The organism is Bacillus sp. SIMBA_154 (assembly GCF_046536015.1).
GTDB classification, from domain to species: Bacteria; Bacillota; Bacilli; order Bacillales; family Bacillaceae; genus Bacillus; species Bacillus pumilus_P.
In genome coordinates this window covers 1-3,041 of sequence record NZ_JAWJBV010000041.1, presented here as the reverse complement: position 1 = coordinate 3,041, position 3,041 = coordinate 1, and the positions used below count along the sequence as shown (strand labels likewise).

The window sequence follows — 3,041 nt, the reverse complement described above, 5'->3', positions numbered from 1 at the left end:
CTTCACATTAGAATATAGGTTAAGTCCTCGATCTATTAGTATCTGTCAGCTCCACGTGTCACCACGCTTCCACCTCAGACCTATCAACCTGATCATCTTTCAGGGATCTTACTTCCTTGCGGAATGGGAAATCTCATCTTGAGGGGGGCTTCATGCTTAGATGCTTTCAGCACTTATCCCGTCCGCACATAGCTACCCAGCGATGCCCTTGGCAGAACAACTGGTACACCAGCGGTGCGTCCATCCCGGTCCTCTCGTACTAAGGACAGCTCCTCTCAAATTTCCTGCGCCCGCGACGGATAGGGACCGAACTGTCTCACGACGTTCTGAACCCAGCTCGCGTACCGCTTTAATGGGCGAACAGCCCAACCCTTGGGACCGACTACAGCCCCAGGATGCGATGAGCCGACATCGAGGTGCCAAACCTCCCCGTCGATGTGGACTCTTGGGGGAGATAAGCCTGTTATCCCCGGGGTAGCTTTTATCCGTTGAGCGATGGCCCTTCCATGCGGAACCACCGGATCACTAAGCCCGACTTTCGTCCCTGCTCGACTTGTAGGTCTCGCAGTCAAGCTCCCTTGTGCCTTTACACTCTGCGAATGATTTCCAACCATTCTGAGGGAACCTTTGGGCGCCTCCGTTACATTTTAGGAGGCGACCGCCCCAGTCAAACTGCCCACCTGACACTGTCTCCCTGCCCGATAAGGGCAGCGGGTTAGAAGGTCAATACAGCCAGGGTAGTATCCCACCGATGCCTCCACCGAAGCTAGCGCTCCGGTTTCCAAGGCTCCTACCTATCCTGTACAAGCTGTACCAACATTCAATATCAGGCTGCAGTAAAGCTCCACGGGGTCTTTCCGTCCTGTCGCGGGTAACCTGCATCTTCACAGGTACTATAATTTCACCGAGTCTCTCGTTGAGACAGTGCCCAGATCGTTGCGCCTTTCGTGCGGGTCGGAACTTACCCGACAAGGAATTTCGCTACCTTAGGACCGTTATAGTTACGGCCGCCGTTTACTGGGGCTTCAATTCGCACCTTCGCTTACGCTAAGCGCTCCTCTTAACCTTCCAGCACCGGGCAGGCGTCAGCCCCTATACTTCGCCTTACGGCTTCGCAGAGACCTGTGTTTTTGCTAAACAGTCGCCTGGGCCTATTCACTGCGGCTTCTCGGGGCTTTAACACCCTAAGAAGCACCCCTTCTCCCGAAGTTACGGGGTCATTTTGCCGAGTTCCTTAACGAGAGTTCTCTCGATCACCTTAGGATTCTCTCCTCGCCTACCTGTGTCGGTTTGCGGTACGGGCACCTCTCACCTCGCTAGAGGCTTTTCTTGGCAGTGTGGAATCAGGAACTTCGCTACTAAATTTCGCTCGCCATCACAGCTCAGCCTTTACGGGAAACGGATTTGCCTATTTCCCAGCCTAACTGCTTGGACGCGGATATCCAATACCGCGCTTACCCTATCCTCCTGCGTCCCCCCATTGCTCAAATGGTGAGGAGGTGGTACAGGAATATCAACCTGTTGTCCATCGCCTACGCCTTTCGGCCTCGGCTTAGGTCCCGACTAACCCTGAGCGGACGAGCCTTCCTCAGGAAACCTTAGGCATTCGGTGGACGGGATTCTCACCCGTCTTTCGCTACTCATACCGGCATTCTCACTTCTAAGCGCTCCACCAGTCCTTCCGGTCTGGCTTCACAGCCCTTAGAACGCTCTCCTACCACTGTTCGTAAGAACAGTCCGCAGCTTCGGTGATACGTTTAGCCCCGGTACATTTTCGGCGCAGAGTCACTCGACCAGTGAGCTATTACGCACTCTTTAAATGGTGGCTGCTTCTAAGCCAACATCCTGGTTGTCTAAGCAACTCCACATCCTTTTCCACTTAACGTATACTTTGGGACCTTAGCTGGCGGTCTGGGCTGTTTCCCTTTCGACTACGGATCTTATCACTCGCAGTCTGACTCCCAAGGATAAGTCATCGGCATTCGGAGTTTGACTGAATTCGGTAACCCGGTAGGGGCCCCTAGTCCAATCAGTGCTCTACCTCCGAGACTCTTACCTTGAGGCTAGCCCTAAAGCTATTTCGGAGAGAACCAGCTATCTCCAGGTTCGATTGGCATTTCACCCCTACCCACACCTCATCCCCGCACTTTTCAACGTGCGTGGGTTCGGGCCTCCATTCAGTGTTACCTGAACTTCACCCTGGACATGGGTAGATCACCTGGTTTCGGGTCTACGACCACGTACTCATGCGCCCTATTCAGACTCGCTTTCGCTGCGGCTCCGCATCTTCTGCTTAACCTTGCACGGGATCGTAACTCGCCGGTTCATTCTACAAAAGGCACGCCATCACCCGTTAACGGGCTCTGACTACTTGTAGGCACACGGTTTCAGGATCTATTTCACTCCCCTTCCGGGGTGCTTTTCACCTTTCCCTCACGGTACTGGTTCACTATCGGTCACTAGGGAGTATTTAGCCTTGGGAGATGGTCCTCCCGGATTCCGACGGAATTTCACGTGTTCCGCCGTACTCAGGATCCACTCTGGAGGGAATGACATTTCAGTTACAGGGCTGTTACCTTCTCTGGCGGGCCTTTCCAGACCTCTTCGCTTATATCATTCCTTTGTAACTCCGTATAGAGTGTCCTACAACCCCAAGAGGCAAGCCTCTTGGTTTGGGCTGTTCCCGTTTCGCTCGCCGCTACTTAGGGAATCGCATTTGCTTTCTCTTCCTCCGGGTACTTAGATGTTTCAGTTCCCCGGGTATGCCTTCTCATACTCTATGTATTCAAGTATGGATACTACTCCATTACGAGCAGTGGGTTTCCCCATTCGGAAATCTCCGGATCAAAGCTTGCTTACAGCTCCCCGAAGCATATCGGTGTTCGTCCCGTCCTTCATCGGCTCCTAGTGCCAAGGCATCCACCGTGCGCCCTTTCTAACTTAACCATTTCTTACTTTAGAAAGAATCACTATGTGTGATGAACTTTGCATTGCATTCAATGTGAATGTATTACTTATTGTTATCTAGTTTTCAAAGAACA

The 3,041-nt window shown here is 52.6% G+C and carries 1 rRNA gene; it reads right to left on the bottom strand.

Annotated elements, in window-relative coordinates:
• Positions 1-15: 15 nt before the first annotated feature.
• Positions 16-2,946, bottom strand: a 23S ribosomal RNA gene (locus tag R0K30_RS20950).
• Positions 2,947-3,041: the final 95 nt, after the last annotated feature.